Source organism: Pseudalkalibacillus decolorationis (genome assembly GCF_024609785.1).
Taxonomy (GTDB): Bacteria; Bacillota; Bacilli; order Bacillales; family Fictibacillaceae; genus Pseudalkalibacillus; species Pseudalkalibacillus decolorationis.
This window is the reverse complement of the sequence record NZ_JANHJQ010000004.1, coordinates 24942-41957: the sequence shown is the minus strand read 5'-3', so window position 1 is coordinate 41957 and position 17016 is coordinate 24942. Positions and strand designations below refer to the sequence as shown.

Genomic DNA, 17016 nt, shown 5'->3' with positions numbered 1-17016 from the left:
CATCCTTTTACTAGTATGGGAGGGTTTCATAGTTTCTAAACGTTCAATCCATGATTTAAAGAGACTTACAAGCGCAATGATGTTTCCAGTGGGGTATTGAGACTTTTTTACTATGTGTGACCGAAATAATTTGATATGTGGACGAATTAATGGAATACGTGGCCGGAATAATTCATTCTGTGATCGAATTATCGGATTTCGTGGCCGAATTATCCAAGGACCATGGTTGAAATAATTAAATCAGCCTCTTACTCTTGCTTCTTTCCTTTAATAAATTGCATTCGGAGTCGTAAATATACGGAGAAATAGTGGCAGACTCGAAAAATATATTGAAAAAATCGAGGATTCAAGTATACTTTTCTTGCACGTTATGAAAATTAAAGAGGTTGTCCAACTGACTATTGGAGTAATCAGCACTATCGATTGTCATTATTAAAGATTCGATACGGCAGTTCGACTGTGTTAAAATGCTTAATAAGTTTCAGGCAGATGATTATTTTAGAATAAATCCCGAGGTGATATAAATGGAATTATGGTATACAGAAAAGCAAACAGAAAAGTTTGGAATTACAGCCAAGGTAAAGCAGACACTACATACGGAGCAAACGGATTTTCAAAGGTTGGATATGATTGAAACAGAAGAGTTCGGAAACATGCTCGTTCTCGATGGAATGGTTATGACAACGGAAAAGGATGAGTTCGTTTATCACGAAATGGTGGCACACGTCCCGCTTTTCACACACCCTAACCCGAAACACGTTCTCGTTGTTGGGGGTGGAGATGGTGGTGTGATACGTGAGGTACTTAAGCACCCATCCGTTGAAAAAGCTGTACTCGTTGAAATTGATGGAAAGGTGATTGAATACTCGAAAAAGTATTTACCAAGCATCGCTGGGGCTCTTGATGACCCTCGTGTCGAAGTAAAGGTCGATGACGGCTTCATGCATATTGCAAAAAGCGAGGATGCCTACGATGTTATTATGGTCGATTCAACTGAACCGGTGGGTCCTGCAGTAAAGTTGTTTGAAAAAGGCTTTTATGAAGGGATTTCTAAAGCGTTAAAAGAGGATGGCGTTTTCGTTGCACAAACGGACAACCCTTGGTTCAAGGCAGATCTCATTTCCAAAGTATATCGTGATGTGAAAGAAATTTTCCCAATCACGCGTCTATATACAGCAAACATCCCAACGTATCCAAGTGGTCTATGGACGTTCACGATTGCATCTAAGAAGTACGACCCATTAACAGTAAAAGAAGACCGTTTTCATGAGATCGATACGAAATATTACACAGAAGAGCTTCACACAGCATCCTTTGCCCTGCCAAAGTTTGTCCGTGACCTCATTAAATAGGAGGCTTTGTCATGCGCTTTGAAGAGGCATATTCAGGAAATGTATTTATTAAAAGTCACCCCAATTTAGAAGAAAGTAAGGTGATCATTTACGGAATGCCGATGGATTGGACAGTTAGCTTTCGTCCAGGCTCACGTTTTGGTCCGGCAAAAATCCGAGAAGTTTCATTAGGGCTGGAAGAGTACAGCCCTTATTTGGATCGAATTTTAGAAGATGTGAAATTTTATGATGCTGGTGATATTCCACTTCCTTTTGGGAATCCGCAGAAAAGCATTGATATGATTGAGGAGTACGTTGATAACATTCTTGAAGCGGGGAAATTCCCTCTAGGTATTGGAGGAGAGCATCTCGTATCATGGCCCATTTTTAAAGCGTTTCAAAAAAAATACGACGATTTCGCAATCATTCATATTGACGCTCATGCTGATTTAAGAGAAGAGTACGAAGGAGAATCTTTATCCCACTCCACGCCGATTCGTAAAGCGTGTGCATTGATTGGACCGGAAAATGTTTATTCGTTTGGTATCCGATCTGGCATGCAGGAGGAATTCCAATTTGCAAAAGAATCCGGAATGCATATGGCAAAGTTCGATGTTGCGGAGCCTTTGAAGGAAGTGCTGCCTAAGCTCGCAGGCCGGAATGTATATGTGACGATTGACATAGATGTACTTGACCCTGCTCATGCGCCAGGCACAGGCACGGCAGAAGCAGGAGGTATCACATCAAAGGAACTACTAGAGGCAATTCATCTAATTGCAAAGTCGGATGTGAACGTGATTGGTGGCGATCTTGTAGAGGTCGCCCCCATCTATGACCCTTCTGAGCAAACGCCAATCGCAGCAAGTAAGTTTATTCGTGAAATGTTGTTAGGCTGGGTAAAATAACCTACATCTAGTAAATGAACGAGTATGAATTGAAATTTAAAATAAAAATGAGGCTGACTCTAAGTCGAAGAACCTGTACTACCCAAAGTGGGGAGAAGGGGTCTCCGTAAGAGCCAGCCTTTATCATTTCTCAGGTGAAAGGAACAGGACTACTAAGTGGTTTTATCCGTCAATAGGGAAAATTTCCTAGTAATAAGTGGTAAAAAATGTTGGTTATCTCGACAATAGAAGGAAAATCAATTCCAAAGTCAAATAACTAGGTAGTAGAGTTTGGGTGAAAGGAAATGTTCAAGAAGTTGATGAATCAAAATCATAGTGTATCATTGTTGCCTTTTGAACAACCTTTAAAGGAGAAGTGTATAGTGGAACGGACGTCAGCAGTAACATTAGAGTTCAATCAAAGCCTCTTGGACTGCCTATCTGATGGTTTTATCCAGGTAGATGGTGATGCCAGAGTTACTTATGTGAATCAAACAGCGGTGGATCTATTTGAGGTAGACAACAGGGAAATAGTTGGACAGAAGGTTAGAGACTTTTTACCGATTATAGAATTCAACTCGGCAAATAATGGGAGGTGGCATCATACTGTCGCATTAAAGCACAATCAATTAGGTCTGGATGTGTCTGTTTGTTATTTCGTAAAGGGGGATGGCCGGGTTGATCTCTTAACAAGGATCGATAATGACACTGAAAACCCGCTATTTATGCAGTTGAATGAACGCGCTTACCAACAATATGAATCCCTGTTTTATCACAACTCGGTTCCGATCTTTTCCATTGATTTAGAAGGGTTGATTACCGATGTTAACCCAGCGGTTGTTGCAACTATTGGGTACAAGAAAGAAGAACTGGTAGGGAAATGCTTTGTAGAGAATCTATTATCCTCAAAAGATCACCATGCTCTCTCATGCTTGGATGAGGTGAAGAAGGGGAGACGGATTACTTTTGAAATGACCTTGACAACGAAGTCTGGGGAAGACATTGAGTTTCAATTTCGTCACCTCCCGATTTTTATAGATGGTAAACTAGCGGGTGCATATGGGATTGCTAGAAACATCTCGGACTTAAAAAGAGCGCAGGAGGCACTTAAGGAATCTGAATATCGCTATCGGCAGTTGGTTGAAAATTCCCCAGATCCAATCTGCTTACATGATTCGAAACAAATTGTTTATATAAACGATGCAGCCGTTAGCACACTTGGGTTCAGAAATAAACAAGAAGTGATCGGTAGAGAGATTAGTGAATTTATCCATATTGATGACCGTAGTGATTCACGTCAACGTGTGCAATATGTGATGGAGGGGCTCCGTGTTGAAAAATTGTTTCCGATGAAGATTGTTCGACCGGATGGTGAAATTCTTGAAATGGAAGGAAAGTCGATCCCGATTATCGACAAAGGGAAAACGCTTGTGCTTGCAGTTTTTCGTGATGTAACCGAGAAAAACAGAGCGAAACGTTCTCTACAGCAGAGCGAACGTAAATACAAGTCTCTATTTCAGCATAATCCCGACGGTATTTATTCGATCAACCTAAAAGGCGAATTGACTAGCGTTAATCCAGCGATTAGAAAAATAACCGGCTATACGAGTGAAGAACAGTTGGGTAAGAATTATGGAAATTTCCTTTTACCGGAAGATAAGTCAGATGTTTCAAAAAAATACACGGAGATCTTTCAAGGAAATGCCATTGAATTTGAGAAGAGAATGAAACGAAAAGATGGCAAAATCATTGACGTCACGGTAGTTGGATTTCCATTAATTGTAGACAACATTATTATCGGAATGTATGGAATCTTACGAGATATTTCAGATGAGAAACGGTCGGAGGAAATGTTGAGAAGGTCTGAAAAGCTAACGGTCGTAGGTGAGCTTGCGGCGGCTGTTGCCCATGAAATTCGTAATCCCTTGACCTCAATAAAAGGCTTTATTCAAATGATGAAACTCGGTCTTGGTACAAAGGATCATTATTACCAAATTATTTTATCAGAATTAGATCGTGTTGAACTAATTATTAGTGAATTGCTTGTGTTGGCTAAACCACAAAGTATTAGCTATGAAAGAAAAAAGATTGGTTCGATGATTCGTCATGTCTTGAAACTGCTCGAGGGACAGGCGAATATGAACAACATTCGTTTTGTCGAAAATCTTACCGCTGCAAGTGCAGAGATTGAATGTGAGGAAAATCAAATCAAGCAAGTATTTATCAACTTGATAAAAAATGCAATTGAGGTTATGCCTGGCGGAGGAAAGATTGTTATTAGCTGTTCCAAAATGGAGGAAGGGCAGCTGTTGATAAGGATTCAAGATGAGGGCCCCGGAGTACCAGAGCATATATTGTCCAGGCTTGGAGAACCTTTTTATACAACGAAGGAAAAGGGCACTGGATTAGGGCTAATGATCAGTTTCAAAATTATTAAGGACCATGGGGGGAGTATAGAGTTCTCAAGTAGTAAACAGAAAGGGACGAGGGTGGACATCCTACTGCCAATCTAATAAGCCTATGAACACGATGTTCGGCTGGTAAGCTTGGTGTTTAGCTGATAAATCCCGAGGTCGGCTGATATCTCAGAATTCCGACTAAAAAACGCCGAGTTTGTCTCAAATGATTCCTAAAATAGTCTCGGGTATTCAAAATGTCAATTTTAACAAGGGAACCCTTACCTTTTTCCCGACTTGCTTGAAAGAGGTAAGGGTTTTTAATGGTAAAGTATAAAAATACGTTTTATAGTGCAAGTGTAAAGTCCATGTTCCATCTCATTGATGACTAAGCTGAGCTACGCCAAGGCTTGGCTTTGCTGAGTTTTCTTTGTTATAATAGCAAGGTTAAAGGTGATGGCTGTTTCAGAAGTCAGTCCTCCTTTTTAAATGAGTAAAGAAAGTATAAAAGAATCAAAAAAGGGATGTGAATAGCTTGGACGCTTCTACGCCCATTACAGTAACGTTTCATTCCATCTCAGATCAGTCGGGGCAAAATGAAGAGACTCAGTTTTCCGCTCTTGGAAACCTTTATGAGAAGGAAACGGCTATATACATACGTTACGATGAGGAAATAAACGAATCAGACAAAGTGAACACGACCATTAAAATAACGAACGATGATGCGACCATTATTAGACGTGGAGCAGTATCGATGCGACAGCAATTTATACCAGGAACATTGACAGCCGGGACATATGGAAGCGTTTATGGCCCTATTCAGATCGCCATGGATACGAAAACGATGGAGTTTGATTGGAACGAGCGAACCAAACGGGGGAGCTTATCACTCGAATACGATGTCCTGTTTGAAGGGGAAAAGACTGGACGCCACCAGTTGTCAATCAAGCTGAAAGGGGAATCGACATGAACATTGTTGAACAAGTAAAAGAAAAGTTGAAAATTGAAATTGGTGAAGCAGTCGTTAAAGCAGGATTAGTATCCAAGGAGGAGATGCCGGAAGTTATTCTTGAGCTCCCAAAAAATAAGGATCATGGCGATTACGCGACGAATATGGCGATGCAGCTTGCACGAATCGCAAAGAAAGCTCCTCGCCAAATTGCAGAAGAATTGGTCGCGCATTTTGACCGTTCGAAAGCATCGATCGAGAAAATCGAGGTTGCAGGTCCGGGCTTCATTAACTTTTATCTAGATAATCATTATTTGACAGGTTTAATCCCAGCAATCATCCAGTCTGCTGAAGAATATGGCTCGACGAATGTAGGGAACAACAAGAAGGTACAGATTGAGTTTGTTTCAGCCAATCCAACGGGAAGCCTGCATCTAGGCCATGCCCGAGGAGCAGCAGTAGGCGACACACTTTGCAACATCCTTGAAAAAGCAGGCTACCGAGTTTCGAGAGAATATTATATTAATGACGCAGGAAACCAGATTCATAATCTGGCTCTTTCCATTGAATCGCGTTATTTGGAACAACTCGGCAAAGAGGCTCCAATGCCTGAGGATGGCTATTTTGGTAAAGATATCATTGGGTTTGCAAAGGAAATTGTGGACAAGGATGGAGACAAATATCTAGAACTCAACCAAGAAGAGCGACTTCGCTTTTTCCGTGAATTCGGTCTAAAAAAGGAACTTGAAAAGATTGAAGATGACCTCGCTGATTTCCGTGTCGAATTTGACGAGTGGTATTCGGAAACATCCCTGTATACATCAGGGAAAATCGATACGGCCCTTGAATTACTGAACGAAAAAGGTGTTACCTATGAAAAAGATGCGGCGACTTGGTTCCGTACGAGTGATTTTGGCGATGATAAAGACCGAGTTTTAATCAAAAATGATGGTACCTACACATACCTGACACCTGATATCGCCTATCATTATGATAAGCTACAACGTGGCTTTGAAACAGTAATTAATATCTGGGGCGCTGACCACCATGGATACATTCCACGAATGAAGGCAGCATTTGAAGCACTAGGATACAATCGCGAACAGCTCGAAATACAAATTATTCAGCTCGTCAGCTTATTCCAAAATGGGCAAAAGGTCAAAATGAGTAAACGCACTGGTAAGGCGGTAACCTTGAGAGATCTTATGGAGGAAGTCGGAATTGATGCAACACGATATTTCTTTGCGATGCGTAGCTCGGACTCTCACCTTGACTTTGATATGGACCTTGCTGTATCACGCTCGAATGAAAACCCTGTTTATTACGTGCAATATGCCCATGCTCGAGTCTGCAGTATGCTCCGCCAAGGAAAAGAAAAAGGGTATTCCTTTGATGATGTCGACCTTTCTTCGATCCGCTCAGAAAAGGAATATGATCTTTTGAAAAAGCTGGGGGAATTTCCAGAAGCTATAGCCGAAGCTGCGCATACTCTAACTACCCACAGGATAACGAACTACGTATATGAACTAGCATCGACGTTACACAGCTTTTATAATGCTGAACGGGTTCTGGATGATGAAAATCCACAACAAAGTCAGGCTCGGTTTGCGCTCATGAAGGCTGTTCAGCATACGCTTGAAAACGGGCTGAAGCTAATCGGAGTTTCTGCACCAGAGAAAATGTAGAACGTAAAGAATGTATGGATAAGTCACTAAACAGAAGATAGGAAGTCAAATCTACATCTGATGATTATTTATGTAATTTAGGAAGATCCATGCAAATGGGTGGCCGAATAGAGGATTGTGTGCATTGAATGATGCCCAGTTCTCTATGCTAGTGCCACCCGTTTTTTGTTGAGGGATAAGAAAGTATAAAAAATTTACCACAGAGAGGTAATGTCTAGCTTCAGCGCCTAGGTGCTCGAGGTCGCTTCCGCTATTCTTTAGGTATAAATTTGTCGTTTCAGTGGTACCTTTAATGATGAACTGACTAACACCAATGAGAAGAAGGAGAGGGTCCCCTTGACTATTATTTCTGTACATAATCGAAAGGTAAGTTATACAGACTCCGGAAAGGGGATACCAATCGTTTTCTTGCATCCACCTGGTATGGGCAAGGCTGTTTTTCATAATCAAAAGGTGTTATCCGACAAATATCGTGTGATCACTTACGACATGTGTGGTAGCGGATATAGCTCGACTTTTGAGGAACCGGTTACAATCGAAGCATTATCTGATGAACTTCACGCTGTACTTAATCAATTAGGTGTCGAAAAGGCAATCGTTGTAGGGTATTCAGCTGGGTGTTCTGTTGCACAGCATTTTGTCATTTCCCATCCAGAACGATCACTTAGCCTTTTATTAAGCGGTGGATTTCCACGTGTGAAAACCTCTCTATTAAAACTTGAATTTCAAGCCGGCCTTTGGTTTACGAAGACTGCACCTAAGCAGCTTGCGGATATTATTGGGACTGCTCATGCCAAAACAAAAACAGAGCGTGCTCATCTAGTACAATCGATGATTCGATCAGATCCGATGAATTGGCACGACTTTTACCAAGCCGCCCTCACTTACTCCTGCTTAAATCAGTTATCAATGATCGACATCCCATTTCTAGCTATGTATGGGCAATTTGCACATTATACGAGGGCCCATGCATCGGACTATCAACGCCATTTGAAAAATGCCAACATCGCCATCGTACGGCATGCCTTTCATGAGCTCCCGACGCGGAAATCGGACCAACTAAACCATATGATCGATACTTTCATTCAGGCGAAGGTTTTATAACCTTATAAATTACTTAATGCCTTAGTTGATCCTTATTGAAAGTGCGTTAGGATTAGTGATGTTAATAGTCCGAGTGAGGTAACAAAACCAACAAGCGGCCCCCCTTTACGGAAGGACTCCGGGACCATCGTATCTGTCACCATGGCAATGATTCCTCCTGCAGCAAACGAGCTGATCATCGCAATTGTTTGGGGGCTAGTATCTTCAAAGAAAAAATAGCCCGCCAGTGAGCTGAGACCAGCAAGAATGCAAACGACCCCCCACATCACTAAAATTTTCTTATTGGAATAGCCATTCTTCTTTAAGCCCACACTGCTGGATAAACCTTCCGGAAAATTGCTAATAAAGACAGCAATCACGAGTAGCCAGCCGATCGTGCCATTTTGAAGGATCGCCACCCCGATTATTACAGACTCAGGTATCGCATCGAGTATTGTACCAAAAAGAATCGCTTTACCAGAGTGTCCAGATGGCTTAACGTCCGAACTTTTCCGCTTGTGTCCACCTTTTTTGGCCAGATAAAGATTAAATCCAGTGAAAATGAGGCTTCCCAATAGAAAGCCTGTGGAGGTGAAAATTAGACCGCCCATTTCAACGGATTCTGTCAATAGTTCAAAGACGGAGGCTCCGAGAAGTATTCCTGCACCAAATGCCATAATGACCGCAATGTACATTTCACGAAGTCTCACAAATATGCCTGTTAATGCTCCTAGAAACACGGAGGAGCCTGCGATTGCTCCTGTTGCTAAGGCAAGCCACATCGACATTCCCTCCTTTTTAAACTTCAACAAAACTTTATCTTATTATAAAAACCTTGAAATCGAAAGAGCAACTATTTCTTTACCACGCTGTAATATGGAACGATTCCCTACATCAGTCAATGTTAATCGTTCGGACTCCTCTATATCGAAGGCAATCACCTTTTCAATTTCCTTGATCAGTGCAGGTGATTCAAAAATACAATTGACTTCATCATTAAAATAAAAACTTCGTTTATCAAAGTTCGCTGTCCCGATATCGCAAACCTTCCGATCAATCATCAATACCTTTGCATGATAGAATCCTGGATAATAACGATATACTTCAGCACCAGCATGCAGTAACGGCAAGAAATATGGAAATGCGGCTTCTTTTACAAAAGGGTGATCTGCCTTCATCGGGATTAAAAGGGTGACCCTTACTCCGCGTTTCACCGCCTTGATCAGTGTCTTAACCAAATTTGGTCCAGGAATGAAATAGGGTGTGCCGATAAAAATGGATTTTTCAGCCTTCTCGATAAATTCCATGAAAAAATGTTCGATATATGCCCCGTTTGTTGCAACCATTTGAAAGTGCTCCGTACTGCTGTTTGTAGATTTGTGGACCGGTGGATAAAGGTCTTCTTTCGTCGCCTTTTTCCAATCAAATGAAATGATTTCGAGAAAACTTTCTATCACATCACCTGTAAGCCTAAGGTGATAATCTCGCCACTTACCAAGTTTGGGGTCCCGGCCAAGGTACTCTACACCAACATTGAAACCGCCAATATATCCAATTTTCGAATCAATAACCGTAAGTTTTCGGTGGTTTCTTCGGTTTAATGAATATAAAAGAAAGGGCAATTTCGGACGTTGGGAATAGGCAAAAAACACACCAACATCCTTAAGTTTGTCAACCGTGTTCGTGGGGAGCTTGCTTCCAATTGAATCGACAAGTAAATATACTTCAACCCCTTCTGATGCTTTTTTCTTTAAAATTTGCAGCATTTCTTTTCCAATCAAATCGTCACGAACAATATAAAACTGTACAAAAATAAAGGACTCTGCTTGTTTTAAATCCTCAAACAGCTTTGCGAAAAAAGGATCACCAGTGGAGAAAAACTCGGCGTTCCCTTTTTTAGGTGAGAGGGAGAGCCTGTCTTTTTCCATTTTATGTCGTTGTCCTCCGAAATAAAAGTCAAGAACGGCCCAGATCACAAGGCCAACGACAATGACAAAAACAATCCACATGCTCTACCACACCTCCAACGTCCAGACTCACTAAGTGTAGTATCTCCTTATGTCGTTAATGTATGAAAATTCCTTGTTTGAATTTGTTTAATAGAGACTTTTTGAACAATTAATAGTGATCCGCGAAAAAAATTCTTATTAAAAAGCATTGACTGAATGCTCATTCAGTGTATTTTGTGCTATAATTGTGTCAGAAAATTATTTTCATTCAGAATAGATCATTTAGTTGGATTATTCCATTACTGCATGAAAAACTGAAGGGAGTTGAGAAAGTGGATACATTGTTACTCATTAATTGGATTGCGTTTCTTTTTGTAACCGCTTACGGAGTTTATCTTTTTGCTTATGTCGTCAAAACGAGATACGAATACATCAAGCTTGGAAAGAAGGCAGAATTTAATCATACGATGAAAGAACGTCTACATGCGATTCTTGTGAATGTATTCGGTCAGAAAAAGCTTTTGAAAGATAAGAAAAGCGGAATCATCCATGTCATGATGTTCTATGGCTTTTTAATGGTTCAATTCGGAGCGATCGATATGATTTGGAAAGGCCTAGCACCTGGCTCGCATTTGCCATTAGGTCCGCTTTATCCAGCATTTACATTGTTCCAGGAGATTATATCGTTAATGATTCTCGTTGCCGTTGTTTGGGCGTTCTATCGCCGTTATATTGAGAAGCTCGTTCGATTAAAACGAGGATTTAAAGCAGGACTCGTTTTGCTATTCATTGGTGGTTTAATGTTATCTGTACTATTCGGAAACGGTATGGAAATCATTTGGCATGATCTAGAAGGCACTTGGACAGCACCGGTTGCAAGCTCAATTGCGTTTTTATTCAGTTGGGTTGGCGAAACCGGAGCCGCTGTACTCTTTTACGTATCTTGGTGGGTTCACCTTTTAATCCTACTAACATTCCTAGTGTATGTGCCTCAATCGAAGCACGCCCATCTAATTGCTGGTCCAATTAATGTTTTTCTTGGACGAACACATAAAGTTGGTCGTCTATCGGCGATTGACTTTGAGGATGAAAGCCAAGAAACATTTGGTGTTGGGAAGGTTGAAGAATTTAACCAGAAACAGCTTGTCGATCTATATGCATGTGTAGAATGTGGACGTTGTACGAATGTTTGTCCTGCTACAGGAACAGGGAAGATGCTTTCGCCAATGGATTTGATTATTAAAATCCGTGATCATTTGACTGAAAAAGGTACGGCGGTAACCTCACGTACACCTTGGGTTCCAGGTTTTGCTTTTGCGGGCACGGAAGGGAATCAAATTGCTGCTGCAGCTAAAGGACAAGGAATTGAAGAAACTGCAGCTACTGCAGAAGGCAGCGGTGGATTTGAATATACGATCGACCTTATCGGTGATGTCATTACAGAAGAAGAGATTTGGGCTTGTACGACGTGTCGCAACTGTGAAGATCAATGCCCAGTTATGAATGAGCATGTCGACAAGATTATTGATATGCGTCGTTATCTTGTATTAACAGAAGGAAAAATGGATTCCGATGGTCAGCGTGCTATTCAAAACATTGAGCGTCAAGGTAATCCGTGGGGCTTAAGCCGTAAAGAGCGGGATAACTGGCGTGATGGACATGAGGATGTTCACATTCCAACTGTAAAAGAAGTAGAAAAAAGTGGAGAAGAGTTTGAATACTTGTTCTGGGTCAGCTCCATGGGCTCTTATGATAACCGTAGCCAAAAGATCGCATTATCACTGGCACGTATTATGAACACAGCAGGTATCAAGTTCGCGATCCTCGGTAACAAAGAGAAAAACTCAGGGGATACGCCTCGTCGAATTGGAAACGAGTTTTTATTCCAAGAGATTGCAACGAAAAACATCGAGTTATTTGAAAAGCATAATGTGAAAAAGATCATAACGATTGATCCGCATGCATACAACACATTTAAAAATGAATATCCTGACTTTGGGCTCGAGGGTGTTGAAGTACACCATCATACAGAATTATTAGCACAGTGGATTAAGGAAGGCCGCCTGAATCCGACTCATGAAGTCAATGAAACAATCACCTACCACGACTCGTGCTATCTCGGACGCTATAACGAGGTATATGAACCACCACGTGATATTTTAAAAGCGATTCCGGGTGTTACTGTCGTTGAGATGAACCGCAACCGTCAAAATGGAATGTGTTGTGGCGCTGGCGGTGGATTGATGTGGACAGAAGAAGATGCAGGTCACCGTGTCAATGTGGCAAGAACAGAGCAGGCGATGGAAGTGAATCCAACTATGATCGGAAGCGGTTGCCCATATTGCCTAACCATGCTAAGTGATGGAACAAAAGCAAAAGAAGTAGAGGATAGTATCCAAACGCTTGATGTCGTTGAGATTCTCGAACGTTCTGTCATCGGTCAGGAACAAAAAATTGCTCAATAATAAAGAAAACTTGGCAAAGCCAAGCCTTTGGCGCCGGCTGAGCTTTAGTTGCGCTTATACTATAGAAAGTATTTTTATACTTTCTTAACGTGTAAGAAAAGCGGAAGCGCCCTTGGTAGCCCCGAAAGACACTGGAAGGTCCCGAGGAGGCTGTCGCCGCCGCAGGGGACTGAAGTGATCCGAGGGGGCTGGACGCTGGAGCTAGACAGAGAAAAGCGGAAGCGCCCTTGGTAGCCCCGAAAGACACTGGAAGGTCCCGAGGAGGCTGTCGCCGCCGCAGGGGACTGAAGTGATCCGAGGGGCTGGACGCTGGAGCTAGACAGAGAAAAGCGGAAGCGCCCTTGGTAGCCCCGAAAGACACTGGAAGGTCCTCGAGGAGGCTGTCGCCGCCGCAGGGGACTGAAGTGATCCGAGGGGCTGGACGCTGGAGCTAGACAACACTGCAACAAACTTACAATTTTCATATAAAATGGGAACTGGCAGACTTAATATTGGCAGCGAATATAGTTCTAAAGTAGGATGCGTGGTCGATATATTCTGATCAGTGGTCGATATAATTGATTTCGTGGTCGAAATAATTGCATCAGTGGTCGATATTAGACTCCGTGTCCCAATTAACATGATTGCGGCCACAATATCACATTTCATGGTCGAATTATCATCCCCGGTTCTGCCAATCCCTTTACTTAATAGCCGATTGAGCGTTCGTTCGAGAGAATTCGCCTCATCTGTACTTCATTTTTTAAAAGGAGGATATTTAAAATGGGTAAAACGGTCATCATCAGTGGTGTAAGGACACCATTTGGAAAATTTGGCGGAGCATTAAGCTCGTTATCAGCCTCAAAACTTGGTGGAATTGCGATAAAAGAAGCATTAAGTCGAGCAGGAGTTTCATCTGAGGAAGTCGGTGAAGTGATTATCGGTTCCGTTCTTCAAGCAGGACAGGGACAAATCCCATCAAGACAGGCAGCAAACAATGCTGGAATCCCGTGGGCTGTGAAAACAGAAACCATCAATAAGGTATGTGCATCTGGAATGCGGAGTGTAACAATGGCGGATCAAATCATCCGAGCAGGTGATGAAGAGGTCATTGTCGCAGGTGGAATGGAATCAATGAGCAATGCACCGTATCTTATGCCGAAAGCACGTTGGGGATTTCGAATGGGGGATGCCGTAGTGAAAGATTCGATGGTCGATGATGGGCTAACGTGTTCATTTAAAGGTGTCCATATGGGGACGTACGGAAACTCAACAGCGAAGGAATTTAACCTTACCCGTGAACAGCAGGACGAATGGGCATTCCGCAGTCATCAACGAGCGGTAACCGCAATCAGTGACGGGAAATTTGCGGAAGAAATTGTCACAGTAGAAGTACCGCAACGAAAAGGCGAGCCAGTTCTCGTCAATGAGGACGAAGCACCGCGGAAAGGTACCCACCTTGAACAATTAGCAAAATTAAAGCCTGTCTTCGGTGCAGATGGAACGATTACGGCAGGAAATGCTCCTGGTGTGAATGACGGTGCAGGTGCACTCGTGCTCATGTCGGAGCAACGTGCCAAAAAAGAAGGCAGAGACGTAATGGCTACTATTCTTGGACACACTGCAATTGCGATGGAACCTGAAAACTTCCCACAAACACCGGGTGTGGTAATAAATGAATTACTTAAGAAAACCGGTAAAACACTATCGGAAATTGACCTCTTTGAAGTAAACGAAGCATTTGCTGCTGTCGCTCTTGCCAGCTCTCAAATTGCTGACCTTGATCCTGAAAAGGTAAACGTAAATGGCGGAGCTGTTGCACTTGGCCATCCAATCGGTGCAAGTGGAGCAAGAATTATCATTACCCTCATCCACGAGTTGAAGCGTCGTGGAGGCGGAATCGGTATTGCTGCGATTTGTAGTGGAGGCGGCCAGGGTGATGCCGTTATGGTTCAGGTTTAGGGCTCACACGATGTGAGTCAGTTCGACGGAATCACACGGCGTGATGATTTAGTCGAACTTCCTTTACTAAACCCTTAGCAAAACAGAGATTCAAAACTTTGGAGGAGGAGAATGATGGGAATCAATAAAGTAATGGTAATCGGAGCAGGACAGATGGGATCAGGAATCGCCCAGGTATTTGCACAAGCGCATTATAATGTTGTTTTGAATGATTTAGATGTGGAATTTGTCCAGAAAGGTATGGGGCATATTTCGAAGAACTTGAATCGTCAGGTTGAAAAAGGCCGAATGACGAAGGAGGAGGCAGATGTAATCCTCAATCGCCTTACACCTTCGACACAATTAGAGGATGCTTCCGATGTAGATTTGGTTGTGGAAGCAATTGTTGAAAACCTTGAAGTGAAATCCAAGCTATTTTCAAAATTAGATGAAATCGTACCTGAGCATACGATTCTTGCAACCAATACATCTTCACTTCCAATTACAGAAATCGCAGCAGTAACAAAGCGTCCAGAGAAAGTGATCGGGATGCATTTTATGAATCCGGTTCCGGTTATGAAACTTGTTGAAATTATTCGCGGACTAGCAACGACTGATGAGGTATACAATTCGATTGAACAGGCGACGAAGTCAATGAACAAAGTTCCGGTGGAGGTAAATGATTTCCCAGGGTTCGTTTCCAACCGAGTGTTAATGCCAATGATTAATGAAGCGATCTTCACGGTTTATGAGGGCGTAGCTACACCTGAGGCAGTTGATGAAGTAATGAAGCTTGGAATGAACCATCCAATGGGACCGCTTACACTTGCTGACTTTATCGGTTTGGACACATGTCTCTATATTATGGAAACGCTTCATGTAGGTTTTGGTGACGACAAGTATCGCCCGTGTCCATTATTACGTAAGTACGTGAAAGCGGGTTGGCTCGGAAAGAAAACAGGAAAAGGATTTTACGAATACAGCTAAATACTTGAGCCAGGGGGATTAGTATGAACCTTCGTTTTAAAGACGAACACGACATGATGCGGAAAATGGTCCGAGATTTTGCGGAAACAGAAATCCGTCCAATCGTTGAGAAGATGGATGAAACAGACGAGTTTCCACGAAAGGTTATTAACAAAATGGGTGAACTTGGCTTAATGGGTATTCCAATTCCTGAGAAATATGGCGGGGCTGGAATGGATTTCACTTCTTATATTATTGCAATCAACGAGCTTTCTAGTGTGAGTGCAACAATCGGTGTTATTTTATCCGTCCATACGTCGGTCGGAACACACCCGATTCTCTATTTTGGAACTGAGGAACAAAAGCAGAAATACCTTCCGAAGCTAGCCGGTGGGCAGTATCTTGGTGCGTTCGGTCTTACAGAACCATCGGCAGGCTCTGATGCAGCAAGCTTGAAAACAAAGGCAGTGCGGAAGGATAATCATTACATTATCAATGGCTCAAAGGTGTTTATTACGAATGCTGGAGAAGCGGATACGTACATTGTGTTTGCGATAACGGATCCAGATGAGGGAAGTCGTGGCATTACAGCATTCATTGTCGAAAAAGATACACCTGGATTCGAAATTGGCAAAAAGGAAAAGAAAATGGGCTTGAATGGTTCGAACACATGCCAGCTAAACTTCGAGGATGCAAAGATTCCTGTCGAAAACCGCCTTGGTGAAGAGGGAATGGGCTTCAAAATTGCGATGGCTAACCTTGAAGTTGGACGGATTGGCATCGCGGCGCAAGCATTAGGTATTGCTGAAGCAGCGCTTGACTATTCAACTGATTATGCAAAGGAACGGAAACAGTTTGGAAAGCCAATCGGATTGCAGCAAGGGCTTGGATTTAAGCTCGCCGACATGGCTACAGAGGTTGAAGCAGCTAAGCTCCTGACCTACCGGGCAGCAGATTTACGTACGAATAGAAAACCATGTGGGAAAGAAGCCTCAATGGCAAAGCTGTTCTCATCTACTATTGCAATGAAGTCGGCAATTGAAGCGGTGCAAGTACATGGCGGTTATGGGTACACGAAAGACTATCCGGTAGAGCGCCTTTTCCGTGATGCAAAGGTATGCGAAATCTACGAGGGTACAAGTGAGATTCAACATCTTGTTATTAGTAAACATCTAATGAACAACTAAAAAAAGCGGAAGCACCCTGTTTAGGTGTGATAAAGAAAACTTGGTAAGCGCCAAGCTTTTTTAGCGATTACCTTAGTTGCACTTATGCTTTAGTGCAAGCGCTGGAGATTCTGCAACATAACACGCTTTTTGTGTTTGTGGAAGAATCGAAGCGACCTCGAACACCTGGGGGCTGCAGCTAGACATCATTGAAAAGGGAGA

General features: G+C 42.5%; 12 protein-coding genes. 10 read left to right on the top strand and 2 right to left on the bottom strand.

Going from position 1 to position 17016, the window contains the following annotated elements:
- Positions 1-524: 524 nt before the first annotated feature.
- From speE to NON16_RS05020, 6 genes are all read left to right on the top strand, one after another.
- The gene (speE, locus tag NON16_RS05045; RefSeq protein WP_257347516.1) at positions 525-1352 is read left to right on the top strand and encodes a polyamine aminopropyltransferase; all 828 of its coding nucleotides are present in this window, start codon (positions 525-527) and stop codon (positions 1350-1352) included.
- Between the two features lie 11 nt (positions 1353-1363).
- Entirely contained in the window at positions 1364-2236 is an 873-nt protein-coding gene (gene speB / locus NON16_RS05040; RefSeq protein WP_257347515.1) for an agmatinase, read from the top strand.
- Between the two features lie 362 nt (positions 2237-2598).
- Positions 2599-4728 carry a PAS domain-containing sensor histidine kinase gene (locus NON16_RS05035; RefSeq protein ID WP_257347514.1) on the top strand — a complete coding sequence of 710 codons (2130 nt, stop codon included), beginning with the start codon at positions 2599-2601 and terminating at the stop codon, positions 4726-4728.
- Between the two features lie 418 nt (positions 4729-5146).
- Entirely contained in the window at positions 5147-5581 is a 435-nt protein-coding gene (locus NON16_RS05030; protein ID WP_257347513.1) for a YwiB family protein, read from the top strand.
- The gene (gene argS, locus NON16_RS05025) at positions 5578-7245 is read left to right on the top strand and encodes an arginine--tRNA ligase (protein ID WP_257347512.1); all 1668 of its coding nucleotides are present in this window, start codon (positions 5578-5580) and stop codon (positions 7243-7245) included. The genes NON16_RS05030 and argS overlap by 4 nt, the downstream gene beginning before the upstream one ends.
- A gap of 336 nt (positions 7246-7581) precedes the next feature.
- On the top strand, positions 7582-8349 hold the full coding sequence (locus NON16_RS05020; RefSeq protein ID WP_257347511.1) for an alpha/beta fold hydrolase: 768 nt from the start codon (positions 7582-7584) through the stop codon (positions 8347-8349).
- 32 nt (positions 8350-8381) lie between these two features.
- Here NON16_RS05020 and NON16_RS05015 read toward each other — a convergent pair whose 3' ends face one another.
- Both NON16_RS05015 and cls read right to left on the bottom strand, forming a co-directional pair.
- Positions 8382-9110, bottom strand: coding sequence for a ZIP family metal transporter (locus NON16_RS05015; RefSeq protein WP_257347510.1), 729 nt, complete (start codon positions 9108-9110; stop codon positions 8382-8384).
- Positions 9111-9152: 42 nt separating this feature from the next.
- Positions 9153-10337: a cardiolipin synthase gene (cls, locus tag NON16_RS05010; RefSeq protein ID WP_257347509.1), complete on the bottom strand. Its 1185-nt coding sequence runs from the start codon at positions 10335-10337 to the stop codon at positions 9153-9155.
- A 272-nt stretch (positions 10338-10609) separates the two neighbouring features.
- Between cls and NON16_RS05005 the strand changes: the two genes are divergently transcribed.
- The 4 genes from NON16_RS05005 to NON16_RS04990 all read left to right on the top strand — a co-directional run bounded on the left by NON16_RS05005 (position 10610) and on the right by NON16_RS04990 (position 16815).
- On the top strand, positions 10610-12742 hold the full coding sequence (locus NON16_RS05005) for a (Fe-S)-binding protein (RefSeq protein ID WP_257347508.1): 2133 nt from the start codon (positions 10610-10612) through the stop codon (positions 12740-12742).
- 762 nt (positions 12743-13504) lie between these two features.
- Complete coding sequence (locus tag NON16_RS05000) at positions 13505-14683, top strand: acetyl-CoA C-acetyltransferase (protein WP_257347507.1); 1179 nt, start codon at positions 13505-13507, stop codon at positions 14681-14683.
- A gap of 114 nt (positions 14684-14797) precedes the next feature.
- Positions 14798-15649, top strand: coding sequence for a 3-hydroxybutyryl-CoA dehydrogenase (locus tag NON16_RS04995; protein ID WP_257347506.1), 852 nt, complete (start codon positions 14798-14800; stop codon positions 15647-15649).
- Between the two features lie 23 nt (positions 15650-15672).
- Positions 15673-16815 (top strand): acyl-CoA dehydrogenase, encoded by a 1143-nt coding sequence (locus NON16_RS04990; RefSeq protein ID WP_257347505.1) that lies wholly within the window; start codon positions 15673-15675, stop codon positions 16813-16815.
- Positions 16816-17016 lie beyond the last annotated feature (201 nt).